This window comes from Streptomyces sp. NPDC003038, from assembly GCF_040611115.1.
Lineage (GTDB): Bacteria > Actinomycetota > Actinomycetes > Streptomycetales > Streptomycetaceae > Streptomyces.
The window spans coordinates 14,414-34,752 of the sequence record NZ_JBEXNN010000034.1; the positions used below are offsets into that span (position 1 = coordinate 14,414).

The 20,339-nt window shown below is 70.0% G+C and carries 14 protein-coding genes; 3 read left to right on the forward strand and 11 right to left on the reverse strand.

Translation table 11 applies throughout. The features are described 5' to 3' along the window. Positions 1-418: 418 nt before the first annotated feature. The 5 genes from ABZX75_RS29075 to ABZX75_RS29095 form a co-directional block, all read right to left on the reverse strand. The gene (locus ABZX75_RS29075) at positions 419-784 is read right to left on the reverse strand and encodes an STAS domain-containing protein (protein ID WP_355415670.1); all 366 of its coding nucleotides are present in this window, start codon (positions 782-784) and stop codon (positions 419-421) included. 16 nt (positions 785-800) lie between these two features. Next, on the reverse strand, positions 801-1,259 hold the full coding sequence (locus tag ABZX75_RS29080) for a response regulator (protein ID WP_355415672.1): 459 nt from the start codon (positions 1,257-1,259) through the stop codon (positions 801-803). Then, positions 1,256-2,920: a CHASE3 domain-containing protein gene (locus ABZX75_RS29085; RefSeq protein ID WP_355415674.1), complete on the reverse strand. Its 1,665-nt coding sequence runs from the start codon at positions 2,918-2,920 to the stop codon at positions 1,256-1,258. The genes ABZX75_RS29080 and ABZX75_RS29085 overlap by 4 nt, the downstream gene beginning before the upstream one ends. Positions 2,921-2,976: 56 nt before the next feature. Beyond that, a complete protein-coding gene (locus tag ABZX75_RS29090; RefSeq protein WP_355415676.1) occupies positions 2,977-4,275 on the reverse strand; it encodes a SpoIIE family protein phosphatase in 1,299 nt (432 codons plus the stop codon). Between the two features lie 196 nt (positions 4,276-4,471). Then, a complete protein-coding gene (locus ABZX75_RS29095) occupies positions 4,472-5,005 on the reverse strand; it encodes a MarR family transcriptional regulator (protein ID WP_355415678.1) in 534 nt (177 codons plus the stop codon). A 476-nt stretch (positions 5,006-5,481) separates the two neighbouring features. Between ABZX75_RS29095 and ABZX75_RS29100 the strand changes: the two genes are divergently transcribed. Beyond that, positions 5,482-6,660, forward strand: coding sequence for a PP2C family protein-serine/threonine phosphatase (locus tag ABZX75_RS29100; RefSeq protein ID WP_355415680.1), 1,179 nt, complete (start codon positions 5,482-5,484; stop codon positions 6,658-6,660). Positions 6,661-6,723: 63 nt separating this feature from the next. Here ABZX75_RS29100 and ABZX75_RS29105 read toward each other — a convergent pair whose 3' ends face one another. From ABZX75_RS29105 to ABZX75_RS29125, 5 genes are all read right to left on the reverse strand, one after another. Next, a complete protein-coding gene (locus ABZX75_RS29105) occupies positions 6,724-9,033 on the reverse strand; it encodes a SpoIIE family protein phosphatase (protein ID WP_355415682.1) in 2,310 nt (769 codons plus the stop codon). A gap of 207 nt (positions 9,034-9,240) precedes the next feature. Further along, on the reverse strand, positions 9,241-13,560 hold the full coding sequence (locus tag ABZX75_RS29110) for a HAMP domain-containing protein (RefSeq protein WP_355415684.1): 4,320 nt from the start codon (positions 13,558-13,560) through the stop codon (positions 9,241-9,243). Positions 13,561-14,121: 561 nt separating this feature from the next. Beyond that, positions 14,122-14,523, reverse strand: a complete 402-nt coding sequence (locus ABZX75_RS29115) for a hypothetical protein (protein ID WP_355415686.1) — start codon at positions 14,521-14,523, stop codon at positions 14,122-14,124. Positions 14,524-14,659: 136 nt separating this feature from the next. Beyond that, on the reverse strand, positions 14,660-15,169 hold the full coding sequence (locus ABZX75_RS29120) for a hypothetical protein (RefSeq protein ID WP_355415688.1): 510 nt from the start codon (positions 15,167-15,169) through the stop codon (positions 14,660-14,662). After that, positions 15,166-15,927 carry an alpha/beta fold hydrolase gene (locus ABZX75_RS29125; RefSeq protein WP_355415690.1) on the reverse strand — a complete coding sequence of 254 codons (762 nt, stop codon included), beginning with the start codon at positions 15,925-15,927 and terminating at the stop codon, positions 15,166-15,168. The genes ABZX75_RS29120 and ABZX75_RS29125 overlap by 4 nt, the downstream gene beginning before the upstream one ends. 431 nt (positions 15,928-16,358) lie before the next feature. Here ABZX75_RS29125 and ABZX75_RS29130 point away from each other — a divergent pair, with 431 nt between their 5' ends. Beyond that, positions 16,359-16,817, forward strand: coding sequence for a hypothetical protein (locus ABZX75_RS29130; protein ID WP_355415692.1), 459 nt, complete (start codon positions 16,359-16,361; stop codon positions 16,815-16,817). A gap of 163 nt (positions 16,818-16,980) precedes the next feature. Here ABZX75_RS29130 and ABZX75_RS29135 read toward each other — a convergent pair whose 3' ends face one another. Further along, entirely contained in the window at positions 16,981-19,119 is a 2,139-nt protein-coding gene (locus ABZX75_RS29135; RefSeq protein WP_355415694.1) for a PIG-L family deacetylase, read from the reverse strand. Positions 19,120-19,542: 423 nt separating this feature from the next. On the opposite strand from ABZX75_RS29135, the gene ABZX75_RS29140 reads away from it, so the two are divergent. Beyond that, entirely contained in the window at positions 19,543-20,274 is a 732-nt protein-coding gene (locus ABZX75_RS29140; protein ID WP_355415696.1) for a hypothetical protein, read from the forward strand. Positions 20,275-20,339 lie beyond the last annotated feature (65 nt).

Here is a 20,339-nt window from a genome sequence, read left to right on the forward strand (position 1 = left end):
GGAGTGCGGTGGCATGCTTGCGTCCTGCACATTCACCTCCCCGCCGCTGCGGTCACCGGCACGACACCTCATCCGAATGCCCCGTACATTCCCTTGCAATCCCACATGCAAAGCTCGGCATCATTCCCTCTCCCCGTTGCCGTCGCGGTGCACCAGTACACCACCGGGGAAGATCTCGGCATGCGAGGCCGCTGCGCTCCTGCCCCACTCCGACCCTTCCCCCTCGAACAGTCTGTCGGCCGCCCCCGGTCGGAGGTCCGTCAGGTGTGCGAGCGTACCCGTATGGGCGAGCAAGCTGTACAGACGGTGACACCGACGGCCCGGAGGGAGTCCGGCGCCCGTGGCGACGATGCGCCACGGCACCATGAGGAGCGCGGAACGCCCCTCCGGTACCGGCTCCGACCGGGCGGCCGGCCGCTCAGTAGGTACGGGGCGGGATGACCATGGTTCTGGCCTCCTCCTCGGTCCGGGCCGAGGCGAAGACCCGGTCGGCCCCGGTGACTTCGAGCAGCCGGGCGAAACGGGGCGGCACCTCGCCGGCCAGGATCACCGGCCGGTTCAGGGCCGGCTGGAGGATGACGCTCAGCGCGGTCGAATCGGCGAAGGTGACCCCCGAGACGTCCAGCACGTAGCGCGAGACGCCCCTCGCTTCCGGCTCCATCGCCCGGCGCAGGTCATCGACGTTGTCCATGTCGAACTCTCCGGCCATCACGACGACCCGAACGTCGTGTTCCGACCGCACCTCGACGTAGCACCGCGCGGCATCCTTGTCCATGTGCTCCATCTTTCCTCCCCCCATGTCAGACGGACCGCGGCAGCTTGACCACGGTGACGAAGAAGTCATCGATCTGCTGGATGGCCCGGATGAACTGATCGAGGTCCACGGGCTTGGTCACGTAGGCGTTGGCGTGCAGCTTGTAGCTGCGCAGGATGTCTTCCTCGGCCGCCGAAGTGGTGAGGACGACCACCGGGATGTGGCTCAGTTCCGGATCGGTCTTGATCTGTTCGAGGACCTGGCGCCCGTCGTACTTCGGGAGGTTCAGATCGAGGAGGATCAGGTCGGGGCGCGGAGCTCCTTCGTGCTCGCCGCGGCGGTAGAGGAAGTCCAGTGCCTCCAGTCCGTCGCGGACGACGTGCAGGGTGTTGCCGATCTTGTTGTCCTCGAACGCCTCGCGCGTCATGAGCTCGTCGCCCGCGTCGTCCTCGACGAGGAGTACTTCCGCGGGCTGGGCCGGGGGCCTGGGGGAGGGGGCGTTCACAGGGTTTTTCCTTCGCTAGACGCAGATTCGGACGCCGGTGCAGGTGCGGAGGCCGGTACTGGTTCGGACGCCGGTGCCGATCCGGACTCCGGAGCCGGTTCGGAAGCGGTCTCTTCGGCACCGATCACGGGGAGGGTGAAGGCCAGCCGGGTACCGGCGGTGTGGGTGCTGTCGATCCAGATGCGCCCGCCCGAGTGTTCCACGATCTTCTTGCACAGCGACAGGCCGATGCCGGTGCCTCCGTAGGTCTCCCGCCCGTGCAGCCGCTGGAAGATGACGAAGACCTTGTCAGCGAACTCGGCGGGGATGCCGTTGTCCGTGACCGTGAAGGTGTGGAACCCCGTGCCAGTCCCGGTCCCGGTCCCAGTCCCAGTCCCGGTCCCGGTCTCGCTCTGCACGGTGATCTCCACGCGGGGCCTGCGGTCGGGGTGGCGGAACTTGACGGCGTTGCCGATGAGGTTCTGCCACAGCATGGTCAGCAGCGTGGGGTCACCCGTCACCTCGGGCATCCGGTCCGGCAGGACGACCTCGGCGGCGCTCTCCTCGATCGCGGCTCCGAGGTTGCGCAGGGCGCGGCCGACGGTGTCGTCGAGGGCGACGGGCTCCCGGGCGTCCTGGACCCGGCCCACGCGGGAGAAGGTGAGCAAGTCGTTGATCAGCACCTGCATCCGCTTGGCGCCATCGACGGCGAAGGCGATGTACTGCGCGCCGCGCTCGTCGAGCTGGTCGCCGTACCGCTTCTCCAGCAGCTGGCAGAAGGAGGCGACCTTGCGCAGCGGCTCCTGGAGGTCATGCGAGGCGACGTACGCGAACTGTTCCAGCTCGGCGTTGGAGCGGCGCAGCTCCACGGTCTGCGCGTCGAGGTCCGAGGCCGTCCGGTTCAGTTCGGCCGCGTTGTGCCGGGAGGCTGCCAGCTCGTCGACCGTCCGCCGGCGCATGGCTTCCACCGCCCGGGCGAGAGCCCTCAGATCGGATGGTCCGCGCTGGGGTATCTCCTCGTCGAACGCACCGTCGGCGACCCGTTGCGACGCCGCGCGGACCTCGCCGAGCGGCCGTACGACGCTGACGTGGAGCAGGATGGCGAGGCAGATGCCGGTGAGCAGGAAGGCCGCGGTGACCGCCATGAGGATCCGGTCACGTTCCGAACGGGCCTGCCCGAAAGTGGCGCGTGCCTCGGCCTGCGTGCGCGTGAGCCCGGCCTGCTGCGCCTCTGCCTGCCGGCGTACGTCGTCGAATCTCTCCTTGCCCAGCTGGACCGCGGGGGCAAGCGCCTGGGACCGTGTCGAGGCGATGCTGGGGACGGCGAAGTCGTCGCGCCAGGCCCGCGCCGCCTTCTCGACGGCCTCGGTGCCGGCCTGCGCGGCCGGATCGTCCCGCAGCAGCTCCGCCAGTCGCGCCACCGAGCGGCGCTCGGCCTCCAGCCCGCGCTCGTACGGTTCGAGGAGGGCGGGATCGCCCGTCAGGAGGTAGCCGCGCACCGCGGTCTCCTGGTCCAGGAGGGCCGCTTCCAGGTGCAGGGCTTCCATCCGGGCGGGGGCGATCCGGTCGAGGAGACGGTCACCCGCTTCGGTCGTGCGGGAGAGCAGGGCAGCGCCCCCGGCGGCCGTGGCCAGGATCATGACGCCGAGCAGGCCGAGCGTGAGCCCGAACCATGCCTGCACGCTCAATCCTCGGCGGCCGGACGGCGTGCCGGCGGCAGGCGCCGGCTGTCGCGGAGTCACTGGTGGTCTTTCCATTCCAGGTGGAGTACGGCTACGTCGTCGGCCAAGCCGCCGCTGTCGGCAGCCAGGCTCTCGGCCTTCTCGATCAGGGCATCCACGAAGCTTTCGGCGGGGAGCCGGTCGTACTGCCGGGCGACCTCGAGAAGTCCGTCCTCGTCGAACCGGTCCGGACCGGATCCGATCCGCACCTCGATCAGCCCGTCGGTGAGGGGCATGACGGCGCTCAGCGGCTCCAGCGCGACTTCCGTCACGGGCCAGGTGGACCCCCAGTCGGGCATCATGCCGATGGCGGGCCCGCCGGGGGCCACTTCGAGCCGTACGCCGGCCGGGGACCGGACGAGGAAACCGGGATGGCCCGCCCGCTGGACGGTGACCCGGTTCTCACCCGGGAGCCGGGTGAGGGAGGTGAGCGTGGCGAAGATCTCGGGTCCGGAGCGCTCGGCCAGCAGGATCTTCTCCAGAAGGTTCAGCAGGTCCTGCCCGCGGGACCCGGCCAGGACGAAAGCGCGCCAGGCGACGCGCAGACAGACTCCGAGGGCGGCCTCGTCGGGGCCGTGCCCCGACACGTCCCCGACCACGGCGTGCGTGGCGCCGTCGGGAGTCTGGACGACGTCGTAGAAGTCCCCGCCCAGCAGCGCCTGGGCGCGGCCGGGCCGGTAGCGGGCACAGACCGAGACGGCCGAGTCCAGCAGGAGGGGCGTCGGCAGAAGCCCGCGCTCCAGGCGTGCGTTCTCCTCGGCGCGCAGCCGGCCGGCCTGAAGTGCGGCCGCCGCGAGCTCCGTCTGCTTGCGCTGGATCGCGTAACGGATGGCCCTCATGAAGACATCGGCCTCCAGCCGGCCCTTCACCAGGTAGTCCTGCGCTCCTGCCGCGACCGCGGCCAGACCCGCCTGCTCCTCCGACAGCCCTGTCAGGACGACCACCGCGGTGTCGGCGGAGGCCGCCAGTACCTGGCCGAGAGCGTCGAGTCCTTGCGCGTCGGGGAGGTGCAGATCGAGCAGCACGCATTGCGGCGCCTGGGTCCGGAGCTGGAGCAGGGCCTGCGCGAGGGACCGGGCCCGTGCGAGCCGGACCTCGGCTCCGCTGTCGGCCACCAGCTCCTCGACCAAGAGCGCGTCGCCCTCGTCGTCCTCGATGAGCAGGACCCGGGGCGGAGCTCCGCTCCACAGAGCGCGGGTACGGTCTCCCTCCAGTAAAGAGGGTTGCCCTGTTCTTCCCACCCCGGCCGAGATCACCCCGGCCGACGTGTTCCCGTCGACGGGGAAGCCTGATTTCAGGCCCCGAACACTCCCCATGGCTGTGTGTGTCTCCTCTCGCCAAGGGGCGCGAAGGCCCGCGGGGCCGCCCGGTGCGTCGGGGACGAGCCTAGAACGATCATTTGCCATAGGGCAACATTTTAGCTGGCGAATCATCATGCCAGGGCCAGACCGGACCACCGCCGCAGCCGGCTCCCGCCCCCCAGGACCCTGACCGCAGGCCTGCCCCGGTGCGCTAGGCGCTGTCCGAAATCTCGGAAGCCGTCTCCCGTAGGGCGGGATCACCTGCGCTGATCCTCGCTTCGGGATCGGCCGCGAACAGCTCGGCCGCCGCTTCCATGAAGCCCGTGAGGCCGACGATGAGCGCTTCGACGACGTCCGGTTCCATCCGGTCCAGTACCGCGGACAGCTCGCGCAGCCGAATGGCCCGATGCTCGTCCAGCAGGACGCGCCCCCGGCCGGTGAGCCTGAGCTCGACCTCACGCCGGCTGGTGGGGCTGGGGCTCCGCTGCAGCAGGCCCATCGCCTCCAGCCGGTCGCAGAGCCGGGTGACCGACGGCGGGCGGGACCCGAGCACGGCACCCAAGGACCGGAGGTTGATCCCCTCGGCCTTCTCGACGACGAGCATGGCCCTCAGCTGGGAGGGGGAAACGGCGGGCGCGGCGGCGTCCTGTCCCCGGGCGCGCAACACTTCGAGCAGTTCCGCGGCAGCGCCGGCCACGGCGGAGGGGGGATCCTTCGCACGTGACCGGCTGCTGGGATGGGCCATGATGCCCACTCTGCCACCGCGGTGCGTCAGATGTCTGTTCGGCACGGGCCCCTCTTACGCGTCACGCATCCGATGAGTTCTGTGGCGCGCCGCACGACCTGGAGCCGGGCCGGCAGGTGGTCCGGGAGGCACCGGCCCTGGAAGGACCCCCGCGTGGCGATCCCCTCGGTCGACATCGCCGGGCGACACAACACTTTCCTCGCGGCAATCGTCTCGTACCCGCAGGCGTGGCGCAACAACGCAGTCCGCCTCCCATGGTCAGCCGGCCCGCGTCTCCCTCCACCCTCCGACCCGTCCGGGCGGCGCTCGCGAGGCGCGCGCCGGGCACCGGCAGAGCGGTGTGTGACGTGATGGGCACAGACCGGTCCTCGGGCATGTGACACTCCCTACCGGACGCACGAGCCACCCGGTCGCCCGGGGCAGGCCCTTGCAGATGTCCAGCCCGACAATTTTTTGAGAAAGCAGGCCCTCCACCCGTGGCAAGACGTGAACCGGTCGAGCGCGTTCTGCGCGCTGCGGCACCGCACGAGCTCCTCGACAAGATCCGCGCCGTGATCGTCGAGCAATACGGAGGAATCTCCGTCGACCTGTTGATGGCCGACTACTCCCTGAAGAAACTGCAGCACGTGGACACGGCTCCGCACACCTCGGAGTCCGTATCGGCGCACGCCACCGCACCGGGACGAGCCTTCGGCTCGCAGGAACCCCACCTCGTCGAAGGCGAGGAGCAGGACACCATCCACCTGCCCGTCAGCGTACGAGGCGACCGGCTGGGGGTGCTCAGCATCGTCCTGCCGAAGAACAGCCTCACTCCTCAGCTCCGGGAGGAGCTGGCGGAAGTGGCCGAAGCCCTCGGCCACGAAATCGTCGTCGCCGAGCGCGACACCGACCTCTTCCTGCGGGCCCGGCGGGCGGACCGGCTCACACTCGCCGCCGAGATGCAGTGGCAGTTGCTCCCCGGACGCTCTTGCTCCCGCCCCGAGTACAGCCTCGGAGCGCAGTTGGAACCCGCCTACGCCATCTACGGCGACAGCTTCGACTGGTCGTCATCGGCCGACCACCTGACGCTGACCGTGAACAACGGCATGGGCGAGGGCATCGAGGCGGCCCTGCTCACCAACCTGGCCGTCAACGCCCTGCGCAACGCGCGTCGCGCGGGGCTGGGCCTGGTCGACCAGGCGTCCCTCGCCGACCAGGCCGTCTACGGGCAGTACCAAGGCGACCGCTACCTGGCGATGCTCCTGCTCGAATTCCATCTGCCGAGCGGTGACGTCCAGATCGTCGACGCGGGGTCGCCCAAGATCTGGCGGCTGCGTGACGGTGCCGTGGAAGCGCTGGAACTGGAGGCTCAGCTGCCGCTGGGCATGTTCGAGGACACGGTGTACACCTCCCAGCACTTCCGCGTCGAACCGGGTGACCGCCTCTTCTTCGTCAGCGACGGCGTGTACGACGTCGCCTCACCGGCGGGGGAGCGCTACGGTGAGCGCGCACTGACCCGTGCCATCACCAACACCCGCCTCCTGCCCCCCTCCCAGGTCCCGGGCGGGATCCTGGAGGAACTCGCAGGTCACCGGGGACGGATCGAGGCCGGTGACGACGCCCTGGTGGTCTGCCTCGACTGGAACGGCCGACCCGAGGCAGCCCCGGAGGGGTGACCCGTCCGGACGGCGGCCGCGCCACCGCACTGCTCGGCACCCTCTGAACCACGCCACCATCCGTCATACCAGCTGGATACCGATCAGGCAGGTGTCGTCGTCGGTGTCGGACTTGCTGTGGGTGAGGAGGCGGTCGAGGCGCCGTTCGAGGTCGTGAGGGGACTCCAGCGTGCGGATGAGGAGTTCCTTGACGGAATCGTTCACCGACAGGTCCCGGCGTTCCACGAGCCCGTCGGTGAACATCAGCAGGGTGTCGTCGTCCTCCAGCCGCATCTCCTGCTCCGGGTAGGTGACGTCGTCGAGCACGCCGAGCAGCATTCCGTCGGAGAGGGGCAGCGACTCGGCGCTCCCGCCGCGGATCAGGACCGGCGGCAAGTGCCCGGCCCGGGCCCAGCGCAGCACGCCGGTCTGCGGGTTGTAGAGGCCGCAGACGGCCGTGGCCGTGACCTGGTCGGTGAGGCGGTGAGCCACCTTGTTGAGCCAGGAGAGCAGCTGCCCCGGACCGGCACCGGTCACCGCGAGCCCGCGCAGCGCGTTGCGCAGGACGACCATCCCGGTCGCCGCACCGATTCCGTGCCCGGCGACGTCGCCGACGCACAGCAGCACTTCCTTGGACGGAAGCAGGACCGTGTCGTACCAGTCCCCGCCGACCAGCGCCTCGGACTCGGCCGGACGGTACCGTACGGCGATCCGCAAGCCGGGAACCTCCAGGGGAGCCGGGGCCGGCGGCATGATGGCCTGCTGGAGTTGCAGCGTCAACCGGATGCGGTCGGCCGACTCGGCCTCGGTGTAGGCCAGTTGATCGCGGGTGGCGGCCAGCGCGACCTCGGTCCAGTGCTGAGCGGAGATGTCCTGGTAGGCGCCCCGGACCGCGACCGGCACGCCGTGGGCGTCGAGGACCGGTTCGGCTACCACACGAATGTGCCGGGTGATGCGGTCCGGCCGTTGGAGACGGAAGTCGACGGACGCGTCGCGCCCGTGGTACATGACGGTGCGCAGGAAGCGCCGGATCTGGACCCTGTCGTCGTCGTGGGCGTGCTCCACCAGCTCTTCCATCGGGATGGGGGCGGCCGTCGCGGGCTGACCGTAGATGTCGAAGAGCTGGCTGTTCCAGGTGATCTCGCCGGTCGCGAAGTTCTCCTCGAATCCCCCCACCCTGCCGAGCCGTTGGGCATGCTGGAGCAGGCTCGCCAGCCGGGCCGTCCGGTCCTCGGCCCTCCAGAGCAGAAGCAGGGCCGTTCCGTGCCGGCTGATGCTGACGTCCGTCACGGTCGGCAGGGTGACCTGCCCGATCCGTGCGGTGAGGGTCGTGCGGTGGGTGCGCAGCGGCTCGCCCGTCGCATAGGTCCGCTCGATCTTCTCGTACAGGCCGTCGTCCCCGGCGGCTGTGGGGTACGCCTCCAGCAGCAGACAGCCGCTGACGGCACCGTGAGGGCGGCCGGCGGGGTCGACGAAGTGTTCGTTGACGTGGTGGATCCGGAAATCGGTGAGGCGTCCCTCGCCGTCCAGTGCCGGGGTGAGGACGAGGGCCGGGTCGTGGAGGTTGTCGGCGAGGTCGGTGAGTTCGGCGAGGTCCGGCGAGGCTCCCGGTGCGGCGGGCGCCTGTTCCGCCGGCGCCGGCGCGGGCAGATCGTTCAGGGTGTGGCCACACAGCTCCGCGAGAGCTTCCAACTGCCGGATGATCTGCGGCGGCTGCGGAGTCGTGTGCGCGGGCCAGCAGACCTCCAGCACGCCGTGGATGCGGCCACCCGCTCCGGAGGGCAGAGCGATACGGCCCCCCTCCGGCCAGGTGTGGCGGCCCACGGAGGGAATGCAGGGCTCGGTGGGGTGGCAGGCCACCGGACCGTGCTCGGTGAGGGCCAGCCGGGCGAAAACCGCCACGTCCGGGGGTACGTAGCGCCAGCGCGCCGCTTCGGCCTCGGGGAAGCCGGCATGTCCGGCGAGGACGAGAGAGCCGTCGGTTCCGGCCCTCCACACGGCGACGGCCACCGCGCCGAGGGGATGCAGTGCGTTGTCCAACAACGCGCGCGCGACCGCCTGCGGATCGTCCGCCGCGAGCACGCCGCTCTCGGCGGTTCGCAGCCGCACCGCGAGCGACGGGGCCTCCGGGTCCGGGGACGGGGGCGCCTTCATCCGCTCGGTGAAGTCGGCGGCGACCTCGCTGACGCGGTCGCGCGATGCCTGGTTGATGATGTCCGCGGCCAGTTCCAGCCGGGAGATCCCGGACTGCGCGGCAAGGGTTCCCAGTTGCGCGTCCGCCTGGGCCGGGCTGCAGCCCAGCCGCTCCACGAGGATCCCCTTGGCCAGTTCGACCAGGGCGCGGCCGTCGGCCGCGGCCTCTGCCTCCCGTACCTCTCGGCGCAGACGTTCCACCGTGGCGACCAGCCGGCCGACCGCCGTAGAGGACGGGGCCGGCAAGGGCGCCGGCTGCTGCCCACCCGCGGGGGTCCGTGCCGGCGGGTGCGGTGTCTCCTCGGTCGTCTGCGATCGGCTGTCCGGGGTGGTCACTGCGTTCCCCATTCCTCGCTGTGGTGGTTCCTGAAGGCGTTCAGCCTCGGGGCCGGCCGGCCGGCCCCGAGGCTACGGGGCCAGCCAGCGGCGCACTCGGGTGATGAGGTCGACGGCGTCCACCGGCTTGGTGACGTAGTCGCTCGCACCCGAGGCGAGACTCTTCTCCCGGTCACCCGGCATCGCCTTGGCCGTGACGGCGATGATCGGGAGGTCGGCGTAGGCGGGCATACGGCGTATCTCGGCAGTAGCGGCGTACCCGTCCATTTCCGGCATCATCACGTCCATCAGGATGAGATCGATGTGGGAGTACCGGATCAGGGCATCGATACCGCGGCGGCCGTCCACCGCGTGGAGGACGTTGATGCCGTGCAGTTCCAGGATGCCGCTGATGGCGAACAGGTTGCGAGCGTCGTCGTCGACCACCAGAACCGTACGGCCGGCCAGTCGTCCGTCGATGTGCGGGGACGTCTGCGGACGGTTCTCCTCGCCGCGCACCAGGGCGAGCGCGTCCCCCGGCTCCTCCGCGGAAAGGTGAAGGGCGATGCGCTCGCGGAGCTCGTCGAGACTGGTCAGCAGTTCCAGTGGCTGCGCCGCGGTGCGCTCGTTCAGGGCCCGTTCCACCGCGGTGCCGAGTCGGCGGTTGTTGTGTGCCAGCACGGGCAGGGTCGTGAGGGCCGCGTCTCCGTCCAGAGCGGTCAGGAAGCGCAGGGCCTCGTCGTTGGGCATGCCGAGGTCGAGGACGACGCAGTGGAAGGGCTGCGACGCGAGGGTGGCGGCGGCGTCCTGGGCGCTGACCGCGGTCACGATGTCGATGCCGTAGCGCTGCCGGTCGGCCCCATGGGCCGCCGGCAGCTCGGCGGCGGCGCTCTGTGCGACGAGCGACAGGAGCCCCTTCGTGTTCTCCTCGATGACGAGCAGGCGGCGTTGTGGGGCGGGGCCGTGAGCGGAGGTACCGGCGCTGGCCCGCAGGGTGGGGGAGGCGGTGGGCGTGGTCCCGGATGCCGGCCCCGCGCCGGCGAAGCCTTCAGGAGCGGAGGCGGAGGCCGAGGTGGCCGGCTCCTCGGCCGGGGCCGCCGGCAGGTAGAGCGTGAAGGTGGAACCGCTGCCCGGGGCGCTCTGCGCCGTGATCGCCCCGCCGAGCAGCTGGGCGATCTCCCGGCTGATGGACAGCCCCAGACCGGTGCCGCCGTACCTGCGGCTGGTGGTGCCGTCCGCCTGCTGGAAGGCGCCGAAGATGACCTCCAGCTGCTGCTCCGCGATGCCGATGCCGGTGTCCGTGACGCGGAAGCCGACCACGGGGCCGCAGTTCTTGAGCCCGGCCGGGCGCTCGGGGGGCTCGACGAGCTCGATGCGCAGCTCCACGTGGCCCCGCTCGGTGAACTTGACCGCGTTGGACAGGAGGTTGCGCAGGACTTGGCGCAGCCGGGTGTCGTCGGTGAGGAGGGTGCTGGGAACGCCGGGGCCGGTGATGATCGTGAAGTCGAGATTCTTCTGGGTGGTCATCGGGCGGAAGGTGACCTCGACGTAGTCGAGCAGCTGCCGCATCGGCACGTGTTCCGGGTTGACGTCCATCTTCCCGGCTTCGACCTTCGAGAGGTCGAGGATGTCGTTGATGAGCTGGAGCAGGTCCGAGCCGGCCGAGTGGATGATGCCCGCGTACTCGACTTGCTTGGGGGTGAGGTTGCGGCCGGGGTTCTGCGCCAGCAACTGCGCCAGGATGAGAAGGCTGTTGAGCGGCGTACGCAGCTCGTGACTCATGTTGGCCAGGAATTCGGACTTGTACCGGGAGGCGAGTGACAACTGGCGGGCGCGGTCCTCCAGTTCCTGCCGGGCCTGCTCGATCTCCAGGTTCTTCGTCTCGATGTCCCGGTTCTGCGCGGCGAGCAGCGCGGCCTTCTCCTCCAGTTCGGTGTTGGAGTGCTGGAGCTCCTCCTGCTGGGACTGGAGTTCGGCGGAGCGGGCCTGGAGCTCTGCGGTCAGCCGCTGGGACTCGCCGAGGAGTTCGTCGGTACGGGCATTGGCGAGGATCGTGTTGACGTTGACGCCTATGGTCTCCATCAGCTGGCCCAGGAAGTCACGGTGGACCGTGGTGAAAGCGGTGAAGGAGGCGAGTTCGATGACCCCGAGGACCTGGTCCTCGACGATGACCGGCAGGATGATCAGACTGCCGGGAGCGGTTTCGCCCAAGCCGGAGGAGATGACGTAACCGGCCGGCACATCGTCACTGGAGATGGTACGGCGGCTGCGCGCGGCCTGACCGACGAGCGACTCGCCGAGGCGGTACCGGCGTGGTCCGGAGGCGTCCGCGGCGACGCCGTACGAGCCGACCCGTGTCAGGACGACGCCCCCGGGGCTCTCCTCGGCGAGGTAGAAGGCCCCGTACTGGGCGGCGACGAGGGGTGTCAGCTCGTCCATGACGAGTTCCGCGACCACGGACAGGTCCCGGTGGCCCTGCATCAGGCCGGAGATCCGGGCGAGATTGGACTTCAGCCAGTCCTGCTCCTGGTTGGCGATCGTCGTTTCTCGGAGCGAGCCCACCATCGAGTTGATGTGGTCCTTGAGTTCGGCGACCTCACCCGAGGCGTCGACCGTGATGGAGCGGGTCAGATCACCCTCCGCCACGGCGCTGGCGACTTCGGCGATGGCCCTCACCTGCCGTGTGAGGTTCCCGGCGAGCTCGTTCACGTTCTCCGTCAGCCGCTTCCAGGTCCCGGCGACGCCCTCGACCTCGGCCTGTCCGCCCAGTCGGCCCTCGCTGCCCACCTCGCGGGCCACCCGGGTCACCTCGGCCGCGAAGGAGGACAGCTGGTCGACCATCGTGTTGATGGTGTTCTTCAGCTCCAGGATCTCGCCGCGGGCGTCCACGTCGATCTTCTTGGAGAGGTCGCCGTTGGCCACTGCCGTGGTGACCTGTGCGATGTTGCGGACCTGACCGGTCAGGTTGTTGGCCATGGAGTTGACGTTGTCGGTGAGGTCCTTCCAGGTGCCGGCCACGTTCGGGACGCGGGCCTGCCCTCCCAGGATCCCCTCGGTGCCCACCTCGCGCGCCACCCGGGTCACCTCGTCGGCGAACGCCGACAGCGTGTCGACCATGGTGTTGATCACCCCGGCCAGAGCGGCGACCTCGCCCTTCGCCTCCACGACGATCTTCTGGGACAGATCACCGCGGGCGACGGCGGTCGCCACCTGGGCGATGGACCGCACCTGCCCGGTCAGGTTCGACGCCATCACATTGACGTTGTCCGTCAGGTCCTTCCAGATGCCGGAGACGCCCCGCAGCGTCGCCTGGCCGCCCAGATTGCCCTCCGTGCCGACCTCACGGGACACTCGGGTGACCTCGTCCGCGAACGCCGAGAGCTGGTCGACCATCGTGTTGATGGTCTCCTTCAGCTCCAGGATCTCACCGCGCGCGTCCACCCGGATCTTCTGAGACAGATCGCCCTGCGCCACCGCTGTCGTCACCTCGGCGATGGAGCGCACCTGGGCCGTCAGGTTGTCGGCCATGACGTTGACCGACTCGGTGAGATCCTTCCAGGTTCCCGACACGCCCTGGACGTCGGCCTGTCCGCCCAGTCTGCCCTCGGTGCCGACCTCACGGGCGACGCGGGTGACCTCTCCCGCGAACGAGGACAGCTGGTCGACCATCGTGTTGATGGTGTCCTTGAGCTCCAGGATCTCGCCCCGGGCCGCCACGGTGATCTTCTGCGAGAGGTCGCCTTCCGCGACCGCCGTGGCCACCTGCGCGATGGAGCGCACCTGGGCGGTCAGGTTTCCGGCCATGAAGTTCACGGAATCCGTGAGGTCACGCCAGGTGCCGGAGACTCCCTTGACGTCGGCCTGGCCGCCCAGAATGCCCTCGGTGCCGACCTCGCGGGCCATGCGGGTGACCTCGTCCGCGAAGGAGGACAGCTGGTCGACCATCGTGTTGATGGTGTTCTTCAGCTCCAGGATCTCGCCGCGGGCGTCCACGTCGATCTTCTGGGAGAGGTCACCGCGGGCCACCGCGGTGGCCACCTGCGCGATGTCACGTACCTGGGTGGTCAGGTTTCCCGCCATCGCGTTGACGGACTCCGTGAGGTCCGCCCACGTCCCTGACACCCCCGGCACGACCGCCTGGCCGCCGAGAGTGCCATCGGTGCCCACTTCCCGGGCCACCCGTGTCACTTCCGAGGTGAATTGCGACAGCTGGTCCACCATGCCGTTGAAGACCGTCGCGATCTCACCGAGCAGGTCGTCGTCCTCGTACCGCAGGCGCGTCCCGAAATCGCCGTCGCGTACGGCCGTCAGCCCTGCCAGCAGCTGACGCAGCTCCGCTTCCCCGACCGGACTGTGCGGGCCTCTTCCGGAACCGCGTTTCCCCGGCGCACTCTGGGCCCTCGCCTCGGCCATCCTGCTACCCCGCCTCTGTATGTCGCAGCTGCCCAGCACAAGACCGCGGAGGCCGCTGGCGCTCCGCTTGTCCTTGCGCGCGTCCTCGTGACGTCCTCCACCTGCCTCGCGGCAGGCATTCGGAAGGCTACCTTGCGCCGATCAGCCGACGCTGGGGGATCGGGGGCCCGGACTGCCACTACGGTGGCCGGTCCGAACGACAGCCCGGCCGGCATCGGCATCGGCATCTGGAGCACCCCCCTCGCATGGAGACCGCACCTCCAGGTCAGCGACGGACCAGCAGGGGCGGCGAGCCGGGCGAACGGGCCAACCCGGTGCGCCGGGTGAGTAAGCACACATCCACCACGTCGGGCACGCAGGCGCCACGGCGCAGCACATCTCCGTACATACCGGTCCATTCCGGCGGAAGGAGGGGCGCGGGGTCCAGCGCCGGGCCCTGGCGAAGCCGGGGCGCCGGACTCCACTCTCCTCGGGCGAACGAGAAGGCGGGGTACGTCCGGCGCCCCACGTCGGCGGTCGGCCGCATTACCGCGGGCGAGACGGCCATCCGGGCCCGCGTCTCTAGAGGCGGCCGCCGGTGAGCCTCGACAAGGGGCCTCGGCGGCGCAGCCCGGCGCGTCGGCCCACCGCGTACGATCCGGCGGTCACGGCGACCGTGGAGGCCATGGCGCCCAGGGCGATGACCTTGCGGCCCTTCACCACCGTCCATGCCACGGCGGCCTTGCCGAGGGTGTGGCGGGTGGCGGAACCCACGGACTTCCGCGCGGTGTGCGCGACGGTCTTGGTTCGCTCGGCCACGGGCGCGACCACGGACGTGAGGTGGCCGGAGCTTTCGGCGGCCGTGCTCACGCCGCGGGTCGCCGACTTGGCGGCGCCGGTCCTCGCCCGCCCGGGCGACGAGCCCTTCTCCTCGGAATCGGCGGTGGACGTCTTGGAGTTGGCGCTTCTGCTGGATTCAGTCATGCTGCGCGTGTGTCCGTCCGCGGCGCAGCCAAACCGTCCTCCCCGCTTCGACCGGACAGGGCGTGCCGCCCCACAGCGGGCGGCCCCCGCGTAGACCGCGAGGGGCCCGGTGCGGGAGTGTCACGGCCCTGGCGGCCTACTCATCCGGCATCCCGGCATCGCGGCCTCCGCTGGAGGCGCGCCGGCCCCGCGTCGCCGCGAGGATGCTCCCCGCGATGGCGATCACCGCGATGGCCAGGGCGATGCTGACCCCGCCCTCGGTGTCCCAGTAAACGTCTTCCAGGCTGATCAGCAGTGCTGCCTCGTCGAGGACCAGGGCGAGGCCGACCCCGTACGTGAGCCCCATCCAGGCGTGCGCCCGCGCCGAGCGTTCGACCAGACCCGCCGCGCCGACCCCCGCGAGCAGCAGGATCCCCCACACGTAGTGGTGAAGGTGGACTCCGCCGGCCTGTACGTCGCCCATTCCGGCCACGTCGATGTGGATGAGCCAGGTGAGCAGTCGCATACCGCCGAAGGTGAAGGCGAACCCCCACCAGGCGAGGACGAATCCGCGGCGCTCGGGGGAGATCCCGGGCAGGAGGCGCAGCCAGGGCGATGGATGACCCGTGTGCCCGTCCGACCGGCCGGGCGTTGCAGATCGCTTCATAGGCCTTCTCCTGCCGTGAATTCCCCGAACTCCCCGATCAGCGTGGCCACGGCGTCGGGTGCGCTGTAGTGGGCCGCGTGCGCGGCGCCCGGTACCTCCACCGCGCGGCCGTCGCCGACGAGTCGGGCCACGTGCCGGGCCCAGGCATCGGAGGCGATCGTGTCACCCGTTCCCCGAACGACGAGGGTCGGCGCGTGGACCTGAAGCAGGTTCCCCTCGAACGATTCGGCGGCGTCCCGCAGGGAGTGGCGGAAGGAGAGGGCGCAGCGGAGGGGCCCGGTCAACAGGTAGTCGGTCGTGGCCACCGCGAGCAGGGAGAGCGGCTCCCGGGGCGCGTCCGCGAGGAGCCGGCCGCACAGGCGCCAGCCGGACACCCCGGGTTCGAGCGCCGGGCCGACCAGCACCATCCGCCGCACCAGGCGCGGGTGGCCGGCGGCGAGGGCCGCGACGACCTGGCAGCCGACCGAGTTGGCAACGAGCAGACTCGGTCCCGGGCACAGCCGCTGGTGCCAGCGTGCCAGGGCGGCGGCGAGTTCACCGGTGCCGGGGGCGCGGGGCACGGCGGCACGTGACCACGCGGTGCCCGGCAGGTCCGGTACGAGTACGGTCGCCCCGCTCGTGGCCAGCCGGCGGGCGAGTGGTGTGAAGTACCGTCCCGACAGCCCGAGTCCGTGCACGAGCACCACGCTGGGGGTGCCCTCCCGAGGCGGCGGCCCGAACCTGCGGGTGAAGAGCCCGGCGTGTGTCGTCTGTTCCATCCTTCCACCATCACCCCTCGGGACACGTGGCCGAAGGCTCCGGGGCTTCGACTCACCGGCGTCTCGTGCGAGCTGAGTCCCCTTGTCCTCCACTTGCAGGGCCTCGGCTCCCGCGGAAAGCGGTGTGCCTGCCCAGCGGCCGGGGCTGCGCTGGGTGGGCGAGGGGGTCTCTACCTCGACGCGCCTGAGCGCCGGGATGAGCCGGTCGTCGCCGGCGCCGGTTCGTCGTGCCACGGCGTCGGCTCGTCTGGTTACGCGACTGCTTCCAGCGGTAGCGGTGCCTCGAACAGTGTCTCCTGCGTGGCAGGGGTGAAGGGCGCGGTTTAGTCTCGTTCCGCATGCCCGCAATGGACACACCGTGCGGTTGTTGGGCTGCTGAGAGGTCCGCGGGGGCGGACCCTTCCGTGACGGGCTCGCGAAAGGACACCCCCATGCGAATAGCCGGCTTTCGCAGTGTCGTCGCCATTATCGCCCTGGGCGTGGCCGTATCGGGCTGCAAGCAAGATCTGTCACCAGAATGGGAATATCCGAAGCTCAAGGCCGCATTGAAAGACTTCGACGCAACATTGGATGGTCGCTGCGCCGCTTCGGTCCCCGACAGTTGCCTAGGTAAACTCGATCGGCTGAGTGCGGTCTCCGAGCAGGCCTTCGAGCACGTTCTAGAATACAAGCTTTTAGACGAAGAATATGTTGATGCGCACAACGAACTCGTGAAAGCGAGAGCGCTGCGCGCCGCCGCATCCAGTGAAGCTGTTTCGCGCAGTGACCCCCGATACCCGCCTTTGGAGCACGCGGTGGCAGCAGAGGTGGCGGCCTATCGGCATGTCTTTGAGGAGTTGGAAAGACTCCGCGTCAGTCCGCCGTCGACTGACGGTTGGTCGCCTGTATGACGCCTGTATGACGGCGATTACGGTTCTCCCCCCAACCCGTCCCTCGGCCGCGGGTGGGGGCTGAACGCCTCTTGCGTTCCCCTCGTTGGACGAGACGTGCGATGTTTCGGCGGGCCACTTCCGCTCGCGAGACACGCTGGGGGACGCGAACCGCTGATGCGTATCAGTCGCGGACCGCGCGGTGCCAAAGGGAGCGTGGGCGAGGGGCATCAGGCTGCGAGGTGACCGACGGCCTCGTCGTGATGTGCAAATCGGCGTCCAGACCGAGGACCGCCATCGAGGCCGGGCCGGCCGCCTCCACCAAGCCCGCCGGGGCGCCCGCGTACAGCACCTGGGACTCGTTCCAGACCGGCGAACCGCCCGTGCCCGCCGTGCTGACCGTACCCGCGCTCCCGCGGCCTGTGAGCAGGGGGCCCGCGACACTCACTGCGCCGTAGCCGGCCCTGCCGCCGGCTTCGGTGACCGGGGAGAGGTCCGGGCCCGGACTGCCTGCAGTGGCCAGGGTGGTACGGACCGCGCCCGAGCCGGGGCCGCGGAAGAACAGCCGGACCCCTTCACCGTCAGGGGACACCGACAACGGGACCGTGGTCGGTGGCAGCTTGGTGGGCAAGGGGCCTTCAAGCGGAGAGTCCGGGGTTTGCTGGATCCAGGCCAGCACGCTCTTGCCTGTGGCCACGTACACGTGGCGCCTGCCCGCCGCATCGATCGCAGTCGCGGGCTCGCCCTGAAGATCGGTGCCGCCCCATTGCTGCCATGCGCCGAACGAGCCGTTCGGCGCTGCCTGCGCGCGGGCGCGCAGCGTGCGTTTCGAATCGCGCACGTACACGGTCATTCGGCCTGTCCGGTCCACCGCGACCGAAGGCCCGCTGATCGCCGAGGTACCCGCTGTGTCCGTTGTCTCCGGGGTGCCAAGTGTCTGCCACGGGCCGAACGCGCCGTTGGGCGAGGCCTGGATGGTGTACACGATGCCACGACCGTACTCCTGCGGCTGAGTGCCCACCGTGGTACGCGTGCCGAACACCGCGATCCTGCCGTCGGACAACCGGACCGCCGTCGCGCCCGGGTCCATGCCTGTGCCGGGCAGAAGCTCGGGCCCCTGCCAGTCTGCCCGCGGGCCGCTGCGGGACCAGTACGCCATCCGCCCGTCCAGGACTGCGAAAGCCCACAGCCGGCTTGAGGCGCCTTCTACCATCCACGAAGTGCTATCACCGCGGCTGTAGCGGATGCTCTGGCTCCAGCCGTAACCGGCGGGCCGGGCGGCTGTCTTGCGGTCGCCGCAGCCTGCGGGGCTACCGCACCACTCCTGGCGGTCCAGCCAGGCGTAGGTCTCAAGGTAGCGGAGCTTCTCCTCGGCCGTCTGCGGGTCGAGCGTCGAGGGGAGGGAGGTGTTGAGGTAGCCACTGTAAGTCTGGACCGAGAAGTGCGGCCGGTCTGTCGACTTCGCGTAGCGCTCGGCGGCCGCTTGTATGAAGCGGGCACCGTACATGTGGTCCTGGTGGTCGATCAGTCCGCCACTGTCTTCCCACGTGCCCGGCGTCGGGTCTTGCAGCCGTATCGTGGTCGGCTTGTACTGCTCAAGCACACCCGCGACGGTGCGTACGACCTGGTCCTTGGTGTAGGAAAACGACTGCTTGACCGGCGTCCCCGAGGTCAGTTGAGCCCCCAGGGCGGCTGTCTTCCCGTTCCACAGACCCCGCAGGCTGTCCGGGTTCTCGCCGTCGATGCTGCGTGCCTCGCGCAGCTGCAGCCACACCAGGTTGATCTGCGGCTCGGCTACGAGCACGTCCACCTCCGCGAACCCGCCGCCGGCCGTGGGTATGGACTTCCGCTCCCAAGGGCTCGTGCGGTCACCGGTGGCCATCTGTGCGTAGGCGCCTCGGATGCCGTTCTGCCGGGCTTCCGCGTACGAGGCGCGATCAGCGGGCTGGACGGGATCCTTGATGTGCAGGCCGCGAGCCTCGTTCCGGCCGTCGGACTCACCGGAGGTGAGGTAGGCGGTCGTCACCTTGATTCCCGCCCGTATGGAGCGGCTCAGATCCGGGTTCATGAAGAAGAGGTCGTCGTCTGGGTGTGCGACGACATGGAGCACGGAGCCCTCGGTCACGCTCGCGCCGACGACCGTCTCGGGCGCGCTGGACGGCTGCACCGTCCCGTGGCCGTAGGCCACGGCTATCACCCCGCCGGTACCGGCGGAGAGCGCGGTGAGCAGGGCGGCGAGACGGATGCTGCGGAGGAGGGACATCTGCGCGCCTTGAGGGTCGATCCAGCGGCGGATTCCGCCGAGCAGGTGAGGTCGATGCATCTACGGGAGATTGGTTCACCGTGTTTGCGGAATCACTGCTTCCGGTGGCGATCCGGGCATGATTATGCACTTGCTTGTGTGATTGACGCACCGTCAAGTCGGATGTGCAGTAGAAAGATAGCGTTAAGGTACTTGATGATAAATCGAGGGCTTAGTGAGGATTCGCGGCTTTGGTCGATTTTGGTGTGAATGTGTCAACCTCAACGCATCGGCGGCGCAGACCGAGCGGCGCAGACCGAGCGGTGGGACCAGGGAGCGTCGGCGGAAGAGGGTACGAACGCGCTCCGCAGCCGGGTCTTGTCCCGGTCGGCCCGCTGGGCGCGCCGCGCCGCCGGGGAGCACAGCCCGGCCGTCGGGCGTTGGACCGTCGAAGGGAGCGATTCGTTGCACACACCGCACGACCCGAGCGATGAGGAGGACCTTATGAGCGCGCCCGATGAGGGACGGCAGTGGCCGGACGAGGTCAGTGTCGACAACGCGAGGACGACGCTGCTGCAGCTCCTCGCGCGGTCGGGGGTCCCTTCCGGTGACGCGTGGCAACTGATCGCGCTCGTCGAGGCGGGTGCGCTGGCTCTCGCGCACGCGGAGCTGAGCGGCGGCGGCCGGGGCGCGCCGGGGGACAAGGGTGCGGCGTACGAGTCGGGCTGGCGCGACGGCGCCGCGGACCTCCTGGAGGAGCTCGGGGCCGTCACCGAGCGGAACCTGGTACGGGTCGTGGGGGCGGACGGGCAGCAGGGCCCGGCCGGGGAGCGTCCTCGGGCCGGGCGTATGGAGGTGGAGCGTGCGCGGGTGGCGCTCACGCCTCTGTACCTGTCGTTCACCGCGGTCTCGGAGCTGGACCCGGAGGTGACCGACGAGGTGCTCGCCGCCGTCCTCGCCACGATGAGCCCCCGGCAGCGGGCCGGGTACGCAGGGCGGCTGGCGGAATTCGCCGCGGCCCACCGCACCCGGCTGGAGCGGTTGTTCACGGCGTACGGACCGGGCAGCGCCATCACGGTCCACGGCCGCTATTCGCTCCTCCACTCCGCCACGAGCATCGCCGTGCTGGAGCGGCTCGACGCCGCGCCGCAGGCACTGCGGGAGGAGTGGGACGCCGCGGAACTGCCGCCCGCGTGGCTGGACGGGCTGACGACCGCCTGGAACGCCCCCGCCTGACCACCGGCGACGGTCGATCAATGACGACGCCGCCTCGGGACGCGGGAGCACCGGCATGCGCCGGT